The sequence below is a fragment of the Caulobacter radicis genome (genome assembly GCF_003094615.1).
Taxonomy (GTDB): domain Bacteria; phylum Pseudomonadota; class Alphaproteobacteria; order Caulobacterales; family Caulobacteraceae; genus Caulobacter; species Caulobacter radicis.
In genome coordinates this window covers 45,391-61,682 of record NZ_QDKO01000044.1, presented here as the reverse complement: position 1 = coordinate 61,682, position 16,292 = coordinate 45,391, and the positions used below count along the sequence as shown (strand labels likewise).

General features: G+C 70.8%; 16 protein-coding genes. 12 read left to right on the top strand and 4 right to left on the bottom strand.

All coding sequences use genetic code 11. The features are described 5' to 3' along the window. Positions 1 to 10: 10 nt before the first annotated feature. The 5 genes from trbF (at position 11) to repC (ending at position 4,816) form a co-directional block, all read left to right on the top strand. A complete protein-coding gene (gene trbF / locus DDF62_RS24975) occupies positions 11 to 700 on the top strand; it encodes a conjugal transfer protein TrbF (protein WP_116491626.1) in 690 nt (229 codons plus the stop codon). Next, positions 697 to 1,788 (top strand): P-type conjugative transfer protein TrbG, encoded by a 1,092-nt coding sequence (gene trbG, locus DDF62_RS24970; protein WP_116491625.1) that lies wholly within the window; start codon positions 697 to 699, stop codon positions 1,786 to 1,788. The genes trbF and trbG overlap by 4 nt, the downstream gene beginning before the upstream one ends. Continuing rightward, positions 1,785 to 3,005, top strand: coding sequence for a TraB/TrbI/VirB10 family type IV secretion system protein (locus tag DDF62_RS24965; protein ID WP_116491624.1), 1,221 nt, complete (start codon positions 1,785 to 1,787; stop codon positions 3,003 to 3,005). The genes trbG and DDF62_RS24965 overlap by 4 nt, the downstream gene beginning before the upstream one ends. Before the next feature lie 127 nt (positions 3,006 to 3,132). Beyond that, entirely contained in the window at positions 3,133 to 3,369 is a 237-nt protein-coding gene (locus tag DDF62_RS24960; RefSeq protein ID WP_116491645.1) for a transcriptional regulator, read from the top strand. 184 nt (positions 3,370 to 3,553) lie between these two features. Then, positions 3,554 to 4,816, top strand: a complete 1,263-nt coding sequence (repC, locus tag DDF62_RS24955; RefSeq protein WP_116491623.1) for a plasmid replication protein RepC — start codon at positions 3,554 to 3,556, stop codon at positions 4,814 to 4,816. A gap of 91 nt (positions 4,817 to 4,907) precedes the next feature. Here the strand turns inward: repC and DDF62_RS24950 are convergent, their stop codons facing one another. Continuing rightward, complete coding sequence (locus DDF62_RS24950) at positions 4,908 to 6,242, bottom strand: type II toxin-antitoxin system HipA family toxin (RefSeq protein ID WP_116491622.1); 1,335 nt, start codon at positions 6,240 to 6,242, stop codon at positions 4,908 to 4,910. Then, positions 6,242 to 6,490: a helix-turn-helix transcriptional regulator gene (locus DDF62_RS24945; RefSeq protein WP_243410577.1), complete on the bottom strand. Its 249-nt coding sequence runs from the start codon at positions 6,488 to 6,490 to the stop codon at positions 6,242 to 6,244. The genes DDF62_RS24950 and DDF62_RS24945 overlap by 1 nt, the downstream gene beginning before the upstream one ends. 253 nt (positions 6,491 to 6,743) lie before the next feature. Between DDF62_RS24945 and DDF62_RS24940 the strand changes: the two genes are divergently transcribed. The 7 genes from DDF62_RS24940 to DDF62_RS24915 all read left to right on the top strand — a co-directional run bounded on the left by DDF62_RS24940 (position 6,744) and on the right by DDF62_RS24915 (position 12,184). Continuing rightward, entirely contained in the window at positions 6,744 to 7,625 is an 882-nt protein-coding gene (locus DDF62_RS24940; protein WP_116491620.1) for a DUF7146 domain-containing protein, read from the top strand. Positions 7,626 to 7,702: 77 nt separating this feature from the next. Continuing rightward, on the top strand, positions 7,703 to 8,473 hold the full coding sequence (locus DDF62_RS24935) for a JAB domain-containing protein (protein WP_116491619.1): 771 nt from the start codon (positions 7,703 to 7,705) through the stop codon (positions 8,471 to 8,473). Positions 8,474 to 8,660: 187 nt separating this feature from the next. Continuing rightward, positions 8,661 to 9,296: a GntR family transcriptional regulator gene (locus DDF62_RS24930; protein WP_116491618.1), complete on the top strand. Its 636-nt coding sequence runs from the start codon at positions 8,661 to 8,663 to the stop codon at positions 9,294 to 9,296. Positions 9,297 to 9,390: 94 nt separating this feature from the next. Next, on the top strand, positions 9,391 to 9,525 hold the full coding sequence (locus DDF62_RS24925; RefSeq protein WP_116491617.1) for a benenodin family lasso peptide: 135 nt from the start codon (positions 9,391 to 9,393) through the stop codon (positions 9,523 to 9,525). A gap of 80 nt (positions 9,526 to 9,605) precedes the next feature. Continuing rightward, a complete protein-coding gene (locus tag DDF62_RS26530; RefSeq protein WP_279325494.1) occupies positions 9,606 to 9,740 on the top strand; it encodes a hypothetical protein in 135 nt (44 codons plus the stop codon). Positions 9,741 to 9,788: 48 nt separating this feature from the next. Continuing rightward, entirely contained in the window at positions 9,789 to 10,457 is a 669-nt protein-coding gene (locus tag DDF62_RS24920; RefSeq protein WP_116491616.1) for a lasso peptide biosynthesis B2 protein, read from the top strand. Continuing rightward, positions 10,457 to 12,184: an asparagine synthase-related protein gene (locus DDF62_RS24915; protein ID WP_116491615.1), complete on the top strand. Its 1,728-nt coding sequence runs from the start codon at positions 10,457 to 10,459 to the stop codon at positions 12,182 to 12,184. The genes DDF62_RS24920 and DDF62_RS24915 overlap by 1 nt, the downstream gene beginning before the upstream one ends. Positions 12,185 to 12,207: 23 nt before the next feature. On the opposite strand, the gene DDF62_RS24910 is transcribed toward DDF62_RS24915, so the two are convergent. Both DDF62_RS24910 and DDF62_RS26410 read right to left on the bottom strand, forming a co-directional pair. Next, positions 12,208 to 14,199: an Atxe2 family lasso peptide isopeptidase gene (locus DDF62_RS24910; RefSeq protein ID WP_165828885.1), complete on the bottom strand. Its 1,992-nt coding sequence runs from the start codon at positions 14,197 to 14,199 to the stop codon at positions 12,208 to 12,210. Beyond that, positions 14,196 to 15,377, bottom strand: a complete 1,182-nt coding sequence (locus DDF62_RS26410; RefSeq protein WP_244286946.1) for a TonB-dependent receptor domain-containing protein — start codon at positions 15,375 to 15,377, stop codon at positions 14,196 to 14,198. Before DDF62_RS26410 ends, DDF62_RS24910 begins: the two co-directional genes overlap by 4 nt. Positions 15,378 to 16,292 lie beyond the last annotated feature (915 nt).

Sequence of the window (16,292 nt, the reverse complement as noted above, 5' to 3'; positions counted from 1 at the left end):
GGAGCCGCCGATGACGTCCAACGCCTTCAAGCGCCCGCAGGACCGCTATGGCCAGTCCACGCCGCAGGAGACGCCGTATCATCGCGCCGCCCAGGTCTGGGACGACCGCATCGGCTCGGCGCGCGTGCAGGCGCGAAACTGGCGGCTGATGGCCTTCGGCTGCCTGGCGCTGGCGATGCTGAGCACCAGCGCCTTTCTTTATGTACAGCTGCGACGGCCGATCGCGACCTATGTCGTGCCGATCGACCGGTACGGACGCCCGGGCCGGGTCGAGCTGGCCGACCGCGCCTACAGGCCCGACGAGGCCATCAAGGCCAGCTTCGTCTGCGACTTCGTCGAGCGCGTGCGCTCCAAGAGCACCGATCCGGTGGTCCTGCGGGAGAACTGGTCGCGGGCCACGCGGATGACCAATCAGGGCGCGCGCGCCAGCCTCGTCCAGTACGGCCAGGAGCACGACCCGGCCGCGCGCCTGGGCCAGGAGGCGGTTTCCGTCGAAATCGCCTCGGTGCTTGCGCGCAGCCCGACCACCTTCCAGGTCCAATGGCGCGAAACGACCTACCTGCAGGGCGTGGCCGGCCCGCCGGTGCGCTGGACGGGCCTGTTCAGCATCGCGCCAAGGCCGCCCAGGACCGAGGCCGAGCTCTTCGACAACGCCCGGGGCCTGGAAATCACCAGCTTCCAATGGAGCCGCGACCTATGAGCCTGCGCATCACCCTTCCCGGCCGCGCCCTGGCCCTCATGGCCGCCCTGGCCTGCGCGCCCTTGGCGGCGGCGTCGTCCGCCCCGCCGTCCGCGCCGCCGTCATCCCAGGCCCAGAGCCCCCGACCCGCAGTCCTGCCGCCGGTCCTCCGGACCACCGGTCACGCCCAGAGCGCCGGGGGAGCGGGCGTCGGCCCCGTCGAGCAGGCCAAGGCGAGCCCCATGCCGGCCGCTCCGCTCGCCGGCGCGACCCAGCGCGCTGCGCCCGCGCAATCCAGGGGGCCGCGCCGACGGTCCGGGACGAACCTGGCCTTGGCCAAGCCGCTGGCGACCCTGCAGCGGGCCAACGCCGAAGCGCGCGCCGGGCCCGCCAGCGGCGTCTTCGTCAACGCCGCGCTCTATCACGCCTTCGAGCCGGGCCGGCTCTATGCGATCCACACCAGCCCGAGGTTCCTGACCACCATCGCGCTGCGGCCCGGCGAGAAGCTGATCGCCAAGGCGGCCGGCGACACCGTGCGCTGGGTGCTGGGCGAGACAGAAGCCGGGACCGGCCAGGCCCAGCAGGTCATCGTGCTGGTCAAGCCGATGCGGGGCGGCCTGCGCACCAACCTCGTGCTGACCACCGACCAGCGCACCTATCTGATCGATGCGGTCTCCACCGACAGCGGCGCCTATACCAGCGTCCTGTCCTGGACCTATCCGCAGGAAGAGGCCCGGGCCAGGGCCGCCGACGCCGCGCGCCGCGCCGCGGCCGAGCAGGCGAACGAGGCCGTCCAGGCCGCCGTGCCGGTCGAGCGCCTGGACTTTCGCTATCGGGTCGCGCCCCTGAAGGGCCGGGCCCCGCCCTGGACGCCGGTGCGGGTGTTCGACGACGGAACCAAGACCTACATCGAGTTTCCGCCCGACCTGGCCGTGCGAGAGGCCCCGCCCGTCTTCCTGCTCGACGCCGACGATCAGGCCCTGTTGGTCAACTCGCGTCTCCTGGGCCGCTACCTGGTCGTGGACCGGATCATCGACCGCGCCGAACTGCGCCTGGGCGACAAGAAGCCGATTGTGGTGCGGCTGACCCGACAGGAGCCGCGTCCATGAGCGTCGAGCCGCCGGTCTCCAATCCCGCCGCCGCGGCGGGCGCAGCGTCCAAGCGACCGGCCGAAGGGGTCCTGGTCGCCCCGCGCCGGCCGATCACGCGCTATCGGCCCGTGGCGATCGCCGCCGTCGCCGGCGTCATCGTCCTGGTGATCGGCTCCGGGTTCATCCTGGGCATGGGCCAGGGCCCGGCCCGGCGAGCGCCGGCGCCCCAGGCGGAGGCGCGCGCCGCGGACGGACCCACGCCGATCGAGGCGCGCCTGCCGGCCCGGTACGACGATCCGGCCGCCCTGCCCGCGCCGCTCGGCGCGTCCACGGGTGCGGGGGCCTCGCCAGGCGCCGCGGCGCCCGCGGCGCCGCAGCCGACCGCGCCGGTCTCCCCCGAGGTCCAGCAAGCCCGCCAGGAACGCCTGGCCGCCCGGGCCTCGCCGCCCTTCTTCAATGGGACCGGCGGCGCGACGGCGGCGCGGCCATCGGCCGAGGCGCTCGATCCCGCCGCGCCGCCGGCGACCCTGGCCCCCGCAAGCCCGAACGGGGCGCCCGCCCCGCCGTCTTCGACATCGGCCAGGGAGCAGTTCATCGCCGCGGCGGCGACGCGCGGGCCGCTGGCCCCGATCCTGCCGCGGTCGCCCCTGTCGCCCTTTGAGGTCAAGGCCGGGGCTCTGGTCTCGGCGGCCCTGGTCACCGGGATCAATTCGGACCTGCCCGGACCGGTCATCGCCCAAGTCACCGAGCCGGTGTTCGATCACCGCACCGGGCGCACCGTCCTGATCCCGCAGGGGACGCGCCTGATCGGGCGCTACGACAGCCAGGTGGGCTATGGCCAGGACCGGGTGCTGGTGGTCTGGACGCAGATGGTCTTTCCCAGCGGCCGCAGCGTGGATCTGGGCGCCATGGTCGGGCTCGACGCGGCCGGGATGAGCGGCCTTTCTGGCAAGACCGATCGGCACCTGCCGGTGCTGGCCCGCGCCATCGGGCTTTCGACCCTGATCTCGATCGGCGGCGCGGCGGCGCAGAACAGCGCGGGCCGACGGGGCGACCGGGTCGTGCTGCAGGACGCCGCCGGCGGGGTCGCCGCCTCGGCCGGCCAGAGCGGCCAGCGCCTGGTCGAGCGCGACCTGCAGCGGGCGCCGACCTTGCGCATCGCGCCTGGCCAGCTTGTCCGGGTGCTGATCGACCGCGACCTCGTCCTGCCGCCGGAAGGCGGGTCATCCCCTTGAATTACCAAGCAATGGATCGCGCCCCGATTCCCAGTCAGATCAAGGGTCATTATTCGCTTAACGCGGGTGTTTCGCCGTTCACCTTTATTAGTTGGCCGGCTGGAATCGCGATCTTATCGGCGGGGCCATGAAGACCGCTCGCGATCTTGCATACCAGGCTGAATACCAGAAGCGCCTTCGCGCCGAGGCCCGTGCGGCCGGCAAGGCTCAGCTGAACGGCATGGTCGGCAAACGCTTCATCGAATTGCTTGACGCGATGAAGGCCGAGCGGGGCTTCGCCAATCGGATGGACGCCCTCGAACACGTGTTCGAGGTCTATTTCGACGGGGGCGACGAGGAAAGGAAACACGCCGTGAGCGCATAGAAAAACCCGGCTCGCTGTAACGCGCCGGGTTCTCCAGGTCATTCGCTAGACGGGGCGCCAACCCCGACCGAGCTCCTAGTTCCTGCTCTTTCTAACCGAATCACCGACATCGCTGCAATCCAAAAACGCGCGTTCGCGCGACGGGAACCTGTGCGCCTGCGGCCTCCCCAAGGAGGAGCAGAAAATGCAGACCGTCTCGAACGGGGTAGGAGACGTGCGCCGTCTGGCGGACGCCCAGTGGGCGGCCGCAAGGCTCGCCGAAACCTACCAGGGCCTGCCGGAGGGCGTCTCCAAGGCCATGCTGCTTGACCGGTTCGAGCGCGCCGCGCCCCGTCTGGGGTACGGCGACGGGCTCGTGCGCCTGATCCGCGCCCTGGTGCGGGTCACCGCCGAGCAGGACTGGACGGGTCGCACCCATCCCCTGGCCTGGCCGTCCAACGATGCGCTCTGCGAGGAGCTGCAGCGCTCGCGCAGCTGCGTCCAGGGCCTGATCCGCCTGGCGGTCCGCGCGGGCCTGGTGCACATGAAGGACAGCGGCAACGGCAAGCGCTGGGGCTATCGCGACGAGCGCGGCCACATCGTCGAGGCCTTCGGCTTTGACCTGGCGCCCATGGCCGCGCGCTGGGACGAGTTCGCCGACCTGGCCGCCGCGCGGGGACTTGAGCAGGCCCAGCGCCGGCATCTCAAGCGCAAGCTCGGGGAGATCCGTCGCGAGATCCGCACCGTCTGCGCCGACGCCGTGCATCGGGGCTTTACGACCTACGACTGGGCCGGGGCGGTCGACCAGGCGCTCGGCCGCCTGCCGCGAACCCCCAGCCTCGGCGAGCTTGAGGCGCTACATGAGACGTTCCAGGCGCTGCTGGCGGCGGTGGACGCGGCCTGGGTGAAGGCTCGCAAATCCATTCAAAATGAGCCCAGGGGCGTCGTGGACGAAGCCCAGAAAGAACCTACAACCCAGCCTAGATCCGCAGGAGCAACGTATTCCTCTCCTCGAAAGGAGGTAGTCGAGCCCTCGGCGCGATCGGCCCGCCGGGCGGCGGAGGCCGACCCGGCCATGGTGGAGGCGGCGATCAGCCAGGAGGTCATCCCGCTGTCGCTGGTGCTCGAGGCCGTGCCCGAGCTGGACGACTTCCTGGCCGATCCGTCCGCAGCCCAGTGGGAGGACCTGGTCGACGCGGTCGGCCGGGCCGCGCTGCTGATGGGGATCAACCTGTCGGCCGTGCGCGAAGCGCGCGAGGCCATGGGCAGGAACAGGGCCGCCATAGCCCTGGCCACCGTGCTGGCCCGTTGGAAGGATGGGGAGATCCGCAGCTCGGCCGGCGGCTATCTGCGCGCCATGTGCGAACGGGAGCGGTTCGGCGGCCTGAAGCTCCTGCCCAGTCTCTATGGGCTCAAGGATCGCTTGGCCAAGGCGCCGCCAAGAGCGCCCTCCTCGCGCAGGGACTAGGGGAATGGTCCTGATGACGGCGCTTCATGCGCCAGAGCGGCGATTTTTCGCGCCGCATCGCTGGACATTGGCCGCGTCGGCGGCGGGAGGCTCAAGCCTTGGTCGCGGCGTCGCCATCCAGGTATCGGCCGATCTGAGCCAGCCGGGCATGGGCCGCCTGGGCGATCGGGCCGCTGACGGCGGCCGGAAAGTCCGCCGGAAGCGAGGCCAGCACCCGGTCGAGCGCCGCAGGGCCCGCCTGCGCCAGGTGGGCCAGCATCTTGCGGACGGCCTCAGGATCCAGGCCGCCGGCCGCGCCGCTTTGGACGAAGTGACGCGGGGCGACGTCGCCGATACGGTAATGTCGCCGCTCGCCGACGGCCATGGCCAGCTTCATCTGCTTTGGCTCGATCTGACGGGCGGCGCGACTGGGCTCGGCCGACAGGACGTCATAGAGCGGGGTCATCCGAAAGCCGCCGCCCGGTTGCAGGAAGAGGCTGAAGTTCTTGGCGTGGCCGTCGGTGGCCCCCAGCAGCCAGAAGACGACCTGGGCCTTCAGGAAGGCCAGGCGATCGTTGGCGGGCGTGTCGCTCGCGGCCAGCAGGTCCAGGCCTTTGAGGACGCCGGGGCCGCCGTCGGCCTCGTACTTGCCCACCCACGGCGTGGAGAGGGCCTGGCAGAAGTCCTCCTGGGGGCGGCGCAGGAGGCGATGATCCCGGTCGTGGAAGCGGTCGAACCGCTCGACGACCAGAACCCGCCGGTCCTCGAAGCTGGCCATCTCGACGGCGGCGCTGGGCAAGCCCCATGCCGCCAGCAGGGTCAGGCAGAGGTATTCGTTCTCCACGCTGTTGGAGAGGTCCAGGCCATTGGGCAGGCGACCGATCTGCGGCTTGAAGATGTGGGTGGTCGGGGTCGCGCCCAATGGCCGCAGCCATTGCCCGTCCTGGCGCAGGAAGGCGGTCTTTTCCTGCGCGCCGGCGATCGATATGCGAAAATCATCGTCGGGCTCCAGACCCAGGGGCGCGCGGGCCAGATTGGCCAGGATCCTGGCGATGTCCGCCTCGGTCATGGGCTGGCCCTCCACCCGGCCGACAACCGGCGGCGGCGCGCTCTCGGGGAGAAATTGCAGAGCGCCCACGCAGTCGCGGCCCAGCGCCGACAGCAGGCTGTAGGGATCTGCGCCTTCGGCGCCCACCTTGGCCGCGACGCGGCTGCGGATGTCGATGTTGTCGGGCAGCAGGTTGTCGAAGACGGCCATCACCGGCGCGCCGATGTAGCGGTCCTCGCGCAGCGGCAGGGACAGCGAAACGGGCAAGGCGGCGCCTACCGTCAGCCATTCGGCGTCATAGGTGAAATCGACGGCCCCGCTGGGTTCACGACGCAGCAGCCCGACCCGCCGGCCGTTCATGTAGACGGCCAGCGGGCTGTGGCGCGGGCGGCGCGCCATCAGAAGAGGTCCGCCAAGGCGGCGTCGTCGACGGCTCGGCGAGGCCGCACGACCAGTTCGAGGTTGAGCACGGCCAGAACCGTGAAAAGGGTCTCCAGAGTGGCGCCCTTGCCGGCTTCGAGCTCGGAGATGGTGGCCTGGCGCAGCTGGGCGGCGCGGCCCAGTTCGGTCTGGGTCAGATCGGCCTTCTTGCGATAGCGCTTGAGGCTGGCGGCGAGCTGACTTTCGTTCCGGACGATGATGTCCACGGCGTGTCTCCAACCTTTATACGCCATTGCGTATAGTGCAAGATTATACGGCATCGCGTATAAATCAAGGGTATACGGATAACCGTATAACGACCGATTATGCGGTTATCCGTATAAGCGGCGGGCGCCTGTCGCTGCGCCGGACCGGCCCGGGGCGCGGACGCCCGGCCGGAGCGCTTGAGGGGCCGCCGTGACAAAGGCCAAGCCAGGGCTTGGACGGGCGGGCCGCCGGATGCGGCCGAGGAGTCCTGCCATGTCGTTGCGCGCCATCGTCCGCCGCTTGGGCGGCGACCTCTATGACGGAGGTCGCCGCGCCAACATCCCCGCCCCCGGCCACAGTCGGCGCGATCGCTCGGTGTCGCTGCTGGAGCGCGACGGCCGGGTCATCGTCCATAGTTTCGCGGGCGGCGACTGGCGCGCGGTGCGCGATCATCTGCGCAACCTTGGTTTGCTGGGACCGTCCGGAGACTGGACCGCGGCGGCGCCGCCGGTCGAGACCGCTTCGGATCGGGGGCGCACAGCGCGCCGCGACGCGGCCCTGCGGCTTTGGGACCAGGGCCGGCCTGTCGCAGGCACGCTGTCCGAACGCCACTGCCGAGGTCGCGGCGTCGCGGGCGACATCCCCGGACCTGACGCGCTGCGCCATCATCCGGCCGCGCCGCTCGCGGTCTATCGGCCGACAGGGGCCGCGCGCCCGGCCCTGATGGCCGGCGTGAAGGGTCCCGACGGGACGGTCACCGCCGTCGAGCTCACCTATCTGACCCCCGGCGGACGGCGCGCCATCGACCTGACCCTGCCGCGCAAGACCGTCGGCCTGATCCCGGCCGGCAGCGCCGTGCGCCTTGATGCGGCGGGGCCGGATCTGCTGGTGGCCGAAGGGGTGTTCACCGCCCTGGCCGCCCGACATCGGTTCGCCCTTCCGGCCTGGGCGCTGCTGTCGACCTCGAACCTGCGGCGCTGGCGGCCGCCCGCGGACGTGCGCCTGGTGCTGATCGCCGCCGATCGGGGTCCTGGCGGCGAGGCCTCGGCCCGGCAGTTGGCCGAGGCGCTGGGCGATGGCGGCGTGAGGACCCGGATCGCCCTGCCCCCGCCTGGCTTCGGCGACTGGGACGAGGCGGCCAAGGCCGAGCTCTGACCAAAAGGACAAAGGCAGGGCCAAGCGGGTGAGCGATCCGGACAATAGGGTCCGGCGCCGTCCGATCGGAGGACGCCATGTCCGCCTCCCCTGCCCTCACCGCCGTCGCCGTCGCCCCCGAGACCGCCGAGACCGCCACTGTGCTGGAGACGATGGCCAAGCCCTGCCCCTTCACGCCCCAAACCCCGGTGGCGTGGGCGCCGTCGCGCCAGAAGGTCCTCGACTTCGCCGCGCGCTTCGGAGTCGACGTCATGCAGGACGCCGAGATTCTTCACTTGCATCTGGCCCCGGACGAACGGACCGAAGGTTGCGAGTTGGCCGTGCGTCTGGTCGAGCGGTTCGGCGGCCTGGCCGGCGTGCTCGCCGCCGACCGCGCCGAACTGCGCCGCCACGTCGGCGAGGCGACCATCCTCAACTTCAAGATCCTGCGCGAGGCGGCCGGCCGGGTCAGCCTGGCGGCGCTGAGCGCGCGGCCGGTAATGTCTTCGTTCGGGGCGGTCGCCGCCTTCTTCCGGGCCAAGCTCCGAGGCCTGCCGCGAGAGGAGATCTGGGCCGCTTTTCTGGACAGGAAGAACCAGCTGATCCTGGCCGAAGCCTTGGGCAAGGGCACCGTGGACCATGCGCCGGTCTATGTCCGTGAGGTCCTGCGGCGGGCCCTGGAGACGGGGGCCAGCGCCCTCGTCCTGGCCCACAACCATCCTTCGGGCGACCCCACGCCTTCGAAGCCCGACATCGAGATGACGCGCGCGGTCGCCAGCGGCGGCAAGGCCCTGGGCGTGCTCGTCCATGATCACCTGATCGTCGGCGCCGAAACGGTCGCCAGCTTCCGGACCCTGGGCCTGCTTTAGGTCCTGGAAAATCCACCCCCCAAAATTCGCGGAGGAATTTCGGGGAGGAGCCATCGGCGATCGATGCTTCCATCCTCACGCCGCCTTTGGCGGACCACGGACGAAAGGACCTGGCGCGACAGGACCTGGCGACAGCGGCCCGCCTTTCGGCGCGCTGCGTTGCGTGGCGTCCAGGGAGTTAAGCCTGATGATTGATCGGCCCGGCACCGGTGAACGCGTCTACCTCTCGATCAAGACCTTCCTGCTGTCTGAGAGCGCCCTGCGGCCTGGCGAACGCATCGACGTCCCCGCGCTTTCGCGGCGGTTCGGGGCCAGCGCCACGCCGGTGCGCGCGGCCCTGCATCGCCTAGTGGGCGAGCGGCTGCTCACCGCCCTGCCTGGCGAGGGCTTCCTTGTTCCCCGTCTGACGGAGCCGGACCTGTCGGACCTCTACCAATGGAACGTCGCTCTTCTGGTCAACGCCGCAAGGTCGGCCGGCGGCGAGACGGCTATCTCGCCTGACGCTCCCGAGGGCGATGGTCCGATCACAGCCCTTGAGGACCTGTTCGCGCGCCTGGCCGCCCGCAGCGGCAATGTCGAGGTCGAGTGGGCCGTGGCCGGCGCCAGCGATCGCCTGCATCGCTCGCGCTGCGCCGAGCTGGAGCTGGTCCCCGAGTTTCAGGACGAAACCCGGGAGCTGCGAGGCCTGGCCGCCGCCGGGTCATCCACGGCGCTGCGTCAGGCGCTCGTCGCTTATCACCGCCGCCGCCTGCGGCTGGTGCCCGCGATCGTCCGCAGCCTCCATGGCCTCAGTGACCGCGACCCGCGGCGCCCTGCGGAATAATCGGAAAATTCCGGCGTTATTTCCTTCGGGTTCTCTACCTGTGGTCGCAACGTTCAACTGTCACGGTGGGCGTGACCTGGAGAAGGAGACCGTCATGGAACGGATCGAAGACCATATCGAAGACGCCCTGATCGACCTGGGCGCCGTCAGCCGGGAAACGCAGGGCGGCCCCTACGTCCTCCCGGAGATTTCCGAGGAGCAGCCGCGCGCGGGGATCGACGCCGACTAGGCAGACGCCGGCGGAGCGGCTCGCCGTTCCGCCAAGCTGTCCGCCCTTTGGGGCGGGCTTTTCGTGAAAAGGAGGTCGCCATGGAAACCATCGTGACCCTCGTTCCCGATCCGCTGCTGGATCTGGGTGCGGTGAGCGTTCGGACCCGGGGCGGTCCGGACACCATGCCCGAGTTCTCGCAGGAACAGCCCAAGACGGGCCTGGACCCCGAATGAGCCCCGCGGAGCGGGCGCGACAGGCCCGCTCCGCTTTCGAGGCTGACAATGACTTACGAACTGGCGCCGGGCGTGTCCTACTGCCTGGTCGCGGACCTGGGCGTGGTCCTGGACCTCAATCGCGATCGCTATCTTGGCCTGGGCCAGGCCCAGGCTGTCGCCCTGTCGGCGCTTGCGCGAGGCGCTGGCGTCGGCCCCATCGACGAGGCCGGCCTCGGGCCGCTGATCGCCGCGGGCCTCCTGGTGCGGGACGGCCGGGGACAACCGGTGGCGCCCTGCGCGCGGACGCTGCCCGCGCGCAGCGCCTTTGAAATCGCCCACGAGCGTTCGGGGGCGACGGCTATGGATGTCGTCGAGGTCTTCTGGGCGGTGCTTGTCGTCTTTTGGTTGCTGCGCCTTCGCCCTTTTGCTCGAGTCGTCGGGTGGCGGCGCTGGCGGCGACGTCGCGCTGGCGGCATGTCTGGGCGCAGCGCGCAGGCCGAGGCGCTGGCGCGTCGCTTCCTGGCTGTGCGCAGTCTCGTTCCAGTGACGCCGATATGTCTTCTGGACTCCCTGGCCATGGCGCATTTTCTCTCTCGTAGGGGCATAGACGTCGACGTGGTGTTGGCCGTCGCCACGCCGCCCTTCGAGGCCCACGCCTGGGCGCAATCGGGCGACTGCGCGCTCAATGAGTCCCTGCATCGAACCGCCATGCTGACGCCGATCCTGGTGGTGTGATGAGCTACGTCTTCGCCTTGTGGCGCGCTGAGACGCCGCCGATCATCACCCAGGCGATCCAGGCCGGCGGCTTTGGCCCGACGCTGCCGCTGGCGGCGCAGGGCCCGACCTGGGCGGCGTTCTCGCCGGTCGAGGAAATCCTAGTTCTGCCCGGTGGGCGCGGGGTGGTGTTCGGGCGGCTTTTCACCCGCGCTGCGCGGCCCGAGCGCGTGCGGACGGCTGCGGGGCTCGGCGATACCTCTGATGTGCTGGAGACACTGAGCCGATCGTACTGGGGCCGATACCTTGCCGTTCTGGTCGATCCGGCCGGCGGGATGGTCGCCGCGCGAGATCCGTCAGGCAATCTGCCGGCCTTTCGGATCCGTCGCGAGCCGATGGACCTGCTGTTCTCCGATGTGGGCCAGGCGGCCGCCTTGGGCTTGGTTTCACCTCGCATCGACTGGAGCTATCTGGCCCGTCATATCGCCTTCGGCGGCGCCCGGTCGGCAGCGACGGGCCTGGTCGGCGTCGAGGAGATCCTTCCCGGCGACGCGCTGGCGGCCCCTCCCAAGGGTGCGATGTCGACGCGCCCATTCTGGCGTCCAAGCCAGGTGATCGAGGCGGCGCCGCGCCTGGAGGCCGGCGACTGGGCCGAACGGCTGCTCGCGGAAATTGAAGGCAGCGTCGCCGCGCTGGCGGCGGCCGAAGGTCCGATCATCGTCGAGCTGTCCGGAGGCCTTGACTCCTCGATCGTGGCCCTGGCGCTGAGGGAACGCGTCGCGGCGTTCGCGGTCAATGTCACCACCATCGGGCCAGAGGGCGACGAGCGGCGCTATGCGCGGCAGGTCGCGCGAGCCGCCGGTCTGCCGTTGACCGAACTCGTCCTGGACGCGGGGGACATCGACTTTTCTGCGCCGCCTCTGGCCCGCCTGGCCCGACCGGGGCGCCCGACCGTCCTGCAGTCGGTGGATGCGGCCTTCCAGCAGCAGGGCCGACAGCATCGCGCCTCCGCCTTCTTCAATGGCGCGGGCGGCGACAGCGTGTTCGGCTACTTCATTTCCGCCGCGCCCGTCGTCGACCGGTTCAGGGCGCAAGGGCTTAGCCCAGGTGTGATGACGACGATCATGGACGTCGCCAGCCTGACGGGCGCGAACGCCTGGACCGTGGCGCGCTTGGCCCTGAAGATCGGCCTGCGTCGCCAGGATCCGCCCAGGTCGCCGGATCTCGAGCACCTGGCCCCGGCTTGGCGGCAGGTCGCCAGCCCCCACCATCCTTGGCAGGACGGCCTCGCCGGCCTCCCGCCCGGCAAGCGCCGTCACGTTCAGGCGGTTCTGGGCGTTCATGCGCACATGGATGGCCATGATCGCAGCGTGGCCGCCACCGTGGTGTCGCCGCACATGGCCCAGCCGGTGCTCGAACTGGCGCTCGCCATCCCCACCTGGCTATCGGTGGCCGGTGGACGCGACCGGGCGATCGCCCGGCGCGCCTTTGCCGCGTTGCTTCCCGCCGACGTCCTCAACCGCCGCTCCAAGGGACGCATCAACAGCTTCGTCGCCGCCGCCTATGAGGCCAACCGCGATCGCATCGGGCCGATGCTCGCCGAGGGTCTCCTCGCCCGCGAGAGCCTGCTCGACCTCGACGGTGTCGCCGCCACCCTGCGCAAGCCGGTGGAAATGACCCAGGCCCGCTTCATGAGCATTCTGCGGCTGGTCGACGCCGAACTGTGGGCGCGAAGCTGGAGTCGCTGAGCCTTCGCCATCTGGCCGCCTCTTCACGGCGCGCCGGCCGCGGCCCTTCGCTGGGCCATCCGCGACCAGCGCGCATACTGCCCCGCCCTTGTTGGATCGGGATCGACATGGCCCTGCAGCCAGAACCGGAACCAGTCGAGGTTGCGCTGATAGACCGCCAGGCGATGGCGGGGTTGGGTCTTCATGTGCGGTTCTTCGGGGAAGACGTAGAGGTCGACCGGCGTGGCGGAGTTGGAGAGCCGCGCGAAAAGTTCGAAGCTCAGCCGATACTCCTGCTCGGGCAGTTGCATCAGCAAGGGCGCGCGGATCCTGGCGGCGTTGAGGGCCGGCGAGATCAGCTTCCAGCGTTCAGGCGTCTCTTCGGGCGGGCCCAGCCCCCAGCTCCGTTTGAGCACGGCGTGGTTGTCCCGCCCGGCCGCGCCGTTCAGCCAGTAATAGGCCGGCTCCATCTGCGTGGAGGCGATCGAGGCGGCCGCCAGCAGATTGCTGTTCATCGCCGTCCAGGTCGTCACCTCGCTCCCGAAGCTGAAACCGCCCATGCCGATCCTTGCGCGGTCGACAAGCCCCTCGGTCGCCAGGCGATCCACGGCGGCCTGGACCGCCGACAGGCCGGTGCGATAGTCGGCGACGGGATCGTGACTGGCTTCGGACTGATAGGCCTTGTTGATGCAGAGCGTGGCCACCCCGGCCTGCGCCATGGCTCCGAGGGGGAACTCGTCGCCGAAGCCGCCGCGCAGATAGCCCTCGCAGAGGTAGTAGGTCACGAACAAGGGACTGCGCCGGGGCGGCCCAGCCGGCAGCATCAGCCAGCCGGCGAACGCCCGCCCGTCGGCGGCGCGCCATTCGAAGAGGCGCGCCCCGGGTTTGGCGGCGCCGTCGAGGGTCTGGTTCGGGGCGGCGAGGACCCGGGTCCGCGGCTTTCCAGCAAGGTTGATCGAGACCAACCGAGGCGGCGTCGTCGGCTCGGCCGCCACGCAAACCGCCGTCGTCGCGGTCAAGGCGCAGGGCGTGTCGGCCGCCCCGCCGCCGATCAGCCCCTGGCTCGACGCCAAAGCGCGCAACGGCCCGGGCCGCTGGGCGCGGCCGGGCCGCCAGACGGCCAGCCGCTGGCGGCGGGCGGAGTCGCCCAGCGTCAGCACCAGTTCGTCAGCGCCGGGCCGCCAGGCCAGAGCCTTGACCGACGCGCAGTCGGCGACCCGGCAGGCGACGACCTCGCCTGAGGGCCGCGTAACATCCAGGCGGCCGTCGGCGAGCCGCGCCATGCCGAACCCGTCGGGAGAGGCGGCGGCCTTGCCGCGTGTCGCGCCGTCGCCGGCAAGCGCAACGGGGTCGTCCTCCGTCCGAACCGGCCCGCCCGCCGCCGGGACCGACTTGCGGATGCGGGGCGCCGCGGCCAGCAGACCCTGGCGTCGAAACCAGCGGCCGGTGAGGCGCTGGGCGGCCGGACGGCCATTGACCGGCGCCGCATCGAAGAGGTTCTGGGCAGGGTCGATGCTGGCGTCGATGAGGACGCCCTCGTCTTTCTGCCGCTGCTCGGCAAGGCGGACGGCGGCGCGGCTGGCGCCGACGGTGAAGCTGAGGCGCGCGCCGCCTTCGACCAGGGCCAGATCGGCGATGTCTCCGTCCTCGCTCGTGAGCCTGCGCCCGCCGTCGGCCAGATCGACCGACCAGGCCTGCACGGCCCCATCGACCAGGGCCCGCACATAGAAGCGTCGGCTGTCTGGCGACCACAGGGGCGGTTCGGCCGGCAGGGTTCCAGCGTCCGTCCACAGCGCCTCCCCGCCTTCGGCCAGGCGCCGGGGCGGTCCGGACCCCTGCAGGTCGGCCACCCACCAGCTGAGGAGCTTGGCGTTGCGCGCCAGCGAGCTCTGCTCCTGGCGATAGGCCGCCCACCGGCCGTCGGGGGAAACGGCCAGGCTCGAGATGTCCACGACCTCGACGAGGTCGCTCAGCGTCGGCGGCGCGGGAGGCGCCGACGCGATCGTCGCGGCGGCCGCCCAGGCGATCAGGCTCACCACGACTTGGTGACCTGCAGCGCGATCGAACGACCGATCGGACTGGCGTTGTCGCTGTCGAAGCCGATGCCGGAGGTCGAGGTGCGTAGATTGACATAGGGCGGATCGCGGTCGAGCAGATTGGCGATCGACAGCGCCGCGCGCAGGCCCGAGAGGCCGACCCGGTCGGCCGCGAAGCGGTAGCCGATGTTGAGATCGAGCGTCGTCCAGGCGTCGACCTTCTCGTAGGGCGTGACCGTCTGGTTGCGGTAGCCGTCGGCGAAGTTGACGAAGGCGCTGGCGTCCCAGCCCCCCTGGCTCCAGCCGGCCCGCATCCTGGCGCGAAGCCGCAGCGGATTGCCGACCGTTCCGCGGGTTTCGGCCGGGTCGGCGTTGCGCGACACCGCTTGCTCGACGCTGAAGATGTAGGCCGCCGACAGCCCAAGGCTCAGACGTCCCGCGCCGACCGCACGGCCGTAGGCGATGTCGAGATCAACGCCGTCCTCGTCGACGACGGCCAGGTTCTGGACACGGGCGTCGACGATCACCTTGACGTTGGCGGCCGGGATCGCGCCCGGATTGGAAAAGTACGGGCTCGCATAGTAGGCCGCGACCACCTCGGGGCTAGGAGCCTCGGTGAGCAGGTCGGCGTAGCGCGCCCGGTTGATCAGAGCGTTGAAGATGTCGGCGTTGATGCTGGAAATGCGGTCGCGATAGCGCACCCGGAAGTAGCTGGCGGTGACCTTCAGGCCGGCGACGGCCTGCGGCGTCCATTCGGCGGTCGTGGTCAGGGTGCGAGCGCGTTCGGGGCCGATCCCCGGCCGGTTCCCGATCAGGGCTAGCACCACGGTGCTGCCCGTGGGCGAGGCCGGGTCCACCAGAGCGGCCGGCTGGTAAAGCGTGCTGCCGATGCCCTGGCGCTGGTCATTGAAGCTTGGCGCGCGGAACGCGGTCCCGTAGGCCGCTTTCAGCGTCAGGTCGCCGACCGGCGACCAGTCCAGCCCGACCTTCGGGTTACGAGTGGTCCCAAAGTCGCTGTAGCGCTCGATACGGCCGGCCAGGGACAGGGTCAGCCGCCGCACCAGCGGGACCTCCGCCTCTGGCCCGACCAGGGGCGCGCGCAGTTCGGCATAGGCCGCATCGATCTTGCGGGGGCCTGGCAGGGCCAGGGTGCTGGCCGACGCAACGGCGCCGCCAATGTCGTTGAGGCTGTCCAGCCGATAGCGCTCGTCCCGGTGCTCCAGGCCGAGCGCCAGCCGGACCCCCCCCCGCCGGCAGGGTCAGCAGCGGTCCGTCGGCCCTCAGGTCGGCCGACCAGGCTTCGAAGACACCGTGGTTGAAGGCGAAGCCGCGCACCTTGTCGATGGTCGCCTGCGGCGTCGAGCCCGGATCGCCGAACAGATTGTAGGCCGTCGCCGGATTGGGGTCGGCCAGGGCCAGGCCCAGCCGATAGGTGTTGAGGAAGTTCTTGGTCAGGCTGGCCTCCTCCTGGAGACCGTACCCGGCTCGCGCCGAGAGCGACCAGGCGCCGATCTCGCCGCGGGCCCCGATCGTGGCGTTGTAGGCGCGCACGTGGCCCGAATAGATCTGCGGGCCAAGGTCGCCAACGAAGCTGTACTGGACCCGCACCGGTTGGCCCGTGCCGATCGGATCGACATAGAACGGATTTGCGACCGGCACGGTCGTGGCGGTCTGGGACACCGTCGGACTGCGGAAGGCGAAGCGCCGGTCGGCGACGAGCAGTTGCCCAAACAGGGTCACCGCGCCGAGGTCCTGCTCGCCGCTGGCGTAGAGGGCTTGGCGGGTCTGGCGCGGCAGGATGTCGGTGTCCAGCCGGCCGTCCTCGCGGTTGACGAAGCCCCGCAACAGCTGGCCGGCGCGCAGTCCGACCCCGTTCTGGCCGGCGGGGATGGCGAAGGTCTGGCCGCCGGCGACGATGGTCCCCGGCGCGGCATAGACCGAGCGATAGTCCGGCCCGCCGAAGGGGCGCAGGTCCGAGGTCGCGTAGGGGCGCTCGGCCGCGGCCAGCGCGTCGCGGCGCATGACCTCGTAGGCGGCGACCAGGCGACCGCCCGGCCAGGCCCGCCCGGCCAGGGCGCCGAACTGGCGTTCGG

Bases quoted from the DNA above. Each gene is read 5' to 3' on its own strand.
- trbF (WP_116491626.1), top strand. From the start codon at position 11: ATGACGTCCAACGCCTTCAAGCGCCCGCAGGACCGCTATGGCCAGTCC.
- trbG (WP_116491625.1), top strand. From the start codon at position 697: ATGAGCCTGCGCATCACCCTTCCCGGCCGCGCCCTGGCCCTCATGGCC.
- DDF62_RS24965 (WP_116491624.1), top strand. From the start codon at position 1,785: ATGAGCGTCGAGCCGCCGGTCTCCAATCCCGCCGCCGCGGCGGGCGCA.
- DDF62_RS24960 (WP_116491645.1), top strand. From the start codon at position 3,133: ATGAAGACCGCTCGCGATCTTGCATACCAGGCTGAATACCAGAAGCGC.
- repC (WP_116491623.1), top strand. From the start codon at position 3,554: ATGCAGACCGTCTCGAACGGGGTAGGAGACGTGCGCCGTCTGGCGGAC.
- DDF62_RS24950 (WP_116491622.1), bottom strand. From the start codon at position 6,242: ATGGCGCGCCGCCCGCGCCACAGCCCGCTGGCCGTCTACATGAACGGC.
- DDF62_RS24940 (WP_116491620.1), top strand. From the start codon at position 6,744: ATGTCGTTGCGCGCCATCGTCCGCCGCTTGGGCGGCGACCTCTATGAC.
- DDF62_RS24935 (WP_116491619.1), top strand. From the start codon at position 7,703: ATGTCCGCCTCCCCTGCCCTCACCGCCGTCGCCGTCGCCCCCGAGACC.
- DDF62_RS24930 (WP_116491618.1), top strand. From the start codon at position 8,661: ATGATTGATCGGCCCGGCACCGGTGAACGCGTCTACCTCTCGATCAAG.
- DDF62_RS24925 (WP_116491617.1), top strand. From the start codon at position 9,391: ATGGAACGGATCGAAGACCATATCGAAGACGCCCTGATCGACCTGGGC.
- DDF62_RS26530 (WP_279325494.1), top strand. From the start codon at position 9,606: ATGGAAACCATCGTGACCCTCGTTCCCGATCCGCTGCTGGATCTGGGT.
- DDF62_RS24920 (WP_116491616.1), top strand. From the start codon at position 9,789: ATGACTTACGAACTGGCGCCGGGCGTGTCCTACTGCCTGGTCGCGGAC.
- DDF62_RS24915 (WP_116491615.1), top strand. From the start codon at position 10,457: ATGAGCTACGTCTTCGCCTTGTGGCGCGCTGAGACGCCGCCGATCATC.